The organism is Streptomyces flavofungini (assembly GCF_041028215.1).
GTDB classification, from domain to species: Bacteria; Actinomycetota; Actinomycetes; order Streptomycetales; family Streptomycetaceae; genus Streptomyces; species Streptomyces flavofungini_B.
Window position 1 is genome coordinate 1 of the sequence record NZ_JASKYR010000807.1, and the last position, 3,279, is coordinate 3,279.

A 3,279-nucleotide genomic window follows, 5' to 3' on the forward strand; every position below is an offset into this window, starting at 1 on the left:
GGGCGGGGTCCGCCGACGTGGCCGCGATGGTCGCGGCGACCGCGTGGACATGGGGTGGCGCGACGATGCCGTAGTGGTCGGTGGGCACCGTCCGGCGCACGGCCGACGGGGGCAGGCAGGCGTCCCACTGCCGGGCCGTCCCGCGCGGATCGCCGGGCGCGGGCACACCGGGCGTGGGCCGGTCGGCCAGCCACAGGAAGGTGGGGGTCGAGGCCAGCGGGCGCACCTGGTGCTCGCCCAGACTGCTCAGGTTGCCCCGGCAGCAGCGGGCCAGTCGCTCGGCGTACGCCTGCGTGTGCTCCGCCGACGAAGGCGAGGCTCCGGTGCCCAGTTCGGCGGTGAACACCGCTTCGAGGTGGCTCCTGTCGTAGGCGGTGACCAGCGCGTCCGCACGCGGGGGCGGCGGATCGAGCAGATAGAGCCCGTCCACCGGCTCCCGGGCCGCCTCCGCGAGGGCGGCCATCTCCATGGCCACCCGGGCGCCGAAGGACCACCCCGCCAGGTGCAGACGGTGTCCGGTGCCGCCGAAGCGCTCTCGCAGCGCGGCGTCGTAGCGCCGGGCCCGCTCGGCCAGCGACCACGCGGGCAGGCCGGCGTCGCGCAGTCCGGGATCGGCGATGAGGCACACGGTCGGCGCGGGTCCGAGCGCCGCCACCAGCGCCCGGTAGGCATGGATGTCGCCGCCCACGGGGTGAATGACACACAGGACGGCGGAGCCGGTGCCCTTCTGCCAGATGTCGAGGAGCACCGGGGAAGCGGCCTCCGTGGCGGTGGTGGTGAGGGCCGGTTCGGCGGGGGAGAGGGCTGTCTCGATGTGCTTGAGGATCTCGCTGAGACTGACCCGGTGGCTGAAGGACGTCAGATCGCAGACGACGCCGTGGTCCTCCTCGATCCGGGCGATCAGGTCGAGGAGGGTCAGGGAGTCGGCGCCCAGGTCGTACAGCGAGTCGTGCGGATCCAGGCCGTCCACACCCAGCAGATCCTGGAGTACGCGGGCCAGGGACTCGGCCCGCTCCGCCGCGCCGCCCGTGCCCACCGCGCCGCCCGCGCTCGGCGAGCTGCCGGTGGCGGCGGTGGCGGTGGCCCCCGCGAAGCCCGCGTGGCCCGCCTGGTCCGAGTGGCCCGGAGCCGGGGAGCCCGCCGAAGCGATCGCGGACCCGGCCCGCGCGGCGGACGCGTCCGCGTGACGCCCGGCGGCGGGGGCGTAGAAGACGGCGGACTCCGCCACGTCGGTCGTGGAGACGAGGAGTTGCGGCAGCCGCAGGGACACGGCGTCGGCGAAGACCCGTCTGCCCTCCTCGGCCGTCAGCCCGACCGCGAGATGCGCCTGGTGGCGGCTGTCCGGGTGCGGGACCCGGGTCGCCATCCCGGTGTCCCGCCAGATGTCCCAGTTGACGCCGATCCTGGTGGTCGTCTCCGCCTCGTCGGCGCGGTGGTGGGCGAAGCCGTCCAGGAGGCTCGCCCCCGCCGCGTAGTCGCTCTGGCCGACGCCACCGAGCAGCGCCGACATGGAGGAGCAGTAGACCGCGAGCTCCGGTCGCCAGGCCCGGATCAGGTGCTCCACGACGAGTGCGCCGTTCTCACGGACGGCGGCGGCCTCCCGCATCGCCTTGGCGTCCCGCCGTACGAGCAGCCCGCCGAAGCCGAGACCGGCCGCGTGCACCACGCTGTCGAGCCGCGAGGTGTGACCGGCCACGAGCGCCGCCACCTCCTCGACGGGCGTGGTCGCCAGATCCGCCGTGACGAGGCCGACCCGGTCGGCCCAGGGAGTCAGGGCGTCGGGCACCCGCGGCGCGCGCGACAGGAGCAGGACCCGGCCCTCGGTGTGTTCGAGCAGCCAGGCGGCGACGGTGGCGCCGATGCCGCCCGTGCCGCCGAGCACGAGGTGGACCGCGTCGGCTCCGGCAGGTGCGACGGGCTCCGCGCGGCCCGCGTACGCCGAGCCGGAGGGCGGGGTCACGGGCGCGGTGCCAGGTTGCCACCAGAAGCCCTGCCGCAGGCCGAGCTGCGGTGGCAGTGGCGGGGCCTCGGGGTCGCGGGCGAGGCGGCGGGCCTCGGCGACGGCCGCCGCGACGGGCGCGGCCCAGCGGGCGAGACCGGCGTCGGGCAGATCGAGCCAGTGGCCCGCCAAGGCTGCTTCCTGCGGGCCGACCGCGACCGGTCCCGCGAGAAGGGCCAGTTCGGGACGGAGCACCGGTCCCGTCACGGGACGGGCACCGTAGGAGAGCCACCACACCCGCAGGGTGCAGGCCCGGCCGGACACCGCCTTCGCCAGCGCGGCGGTGGTGTCCAGGCAGGCGTGGCGGGCCTGTTCCAAGGTGCCGGGAGAGACCGGTCCCCGCACGTCGAGCGGCAGCGCGTGCACCCACTCCACCTCGGCCGGTCCCTCGCCCTGCCCGTCGGCCGCCAGGGCGTCGAGCAGGAGGCGCAGGGACGCGGGGTCGGCCGGGTCGGCCGCGAAGACGTCGGCCCCCTCGCGGCCGAAGGCGGCGGCGGGGTGCACCCGCACCACACGTGACGCCACCTGCGCGAAGGGCGTGTACGCGGTCTCCGGCAGGCCCCGCGCGGCCACCACGACCACGAGGGGCGCACGGTCGTCGGGCGCGGCGGGCCGCGCGGGCACGGCACGGCGCAGCCGGACCCAGTGCGGCTGGTGCAGCCACCGCGACCGGGGCAGCCGCGCCGGACCACCGGCACTCGGCGCTCCCGGCTCCCCGGACGCGTCCACCGGCCCCGCAGCCCTGGCGAAGTCGTACGCGGCCAGCGCGAAGGACGGCGGCGGGAAGTCCCAGGGAGCCGGTGCGGGACCTGCCGCCCACTCGACCGTCCGTCCGGCCGTCCACGCCTCGGCGAGGTCGTCGGCCGTGCGCCCGGCGGCGGTCACCGGCGCGAGGTCCGGGGACGCCTGGCCGTACGGCACCTCTCCCGAGGCCACCGCACGCAGCCAGCGCACGGCGGACGCGGCGTCCGTGACGGGTGCCGCCGCCCGCAGACGGCGGGCGACCCGTCCGGCCTGGAGATGGCGCAGGACGGAGGGAAGGCGTTCGGGCCGCAGGCCGAGGTGGTCGGCGATCCGTGCGGCGTCGAGGGCGAGGGCCGTGGCGCTGGAGGCGGACAGCACGAGGCAACCCGGCGTCTCACCGCCTTCGTGGGCGGAGGCGGTCTCCGCGTCCCCCTCCACGATGACGTGAGCGTTGGTGCCGCCGATGCCGAAGCTGCTGACGGCGGCCACCCGCTCGCGCCCCTCGGGCCAGGGCGTGGCGCGGGTCGGGATGTAGA

1 protein-coding gene is annotated in these 3,279 nt (G+C 76.7%); it reads right to left on the reverse strand.

Annotation, left to right across the window (positions count from 1 at the left end):
• A partial coding sequence (locus tag AB8Z36_RS34765) for a KR domain-containing protein (RefSeq protein WP_369217375.1) occupies positions 1–3,279 on the reverse strand: 3,279 nt, incomplete at both ends.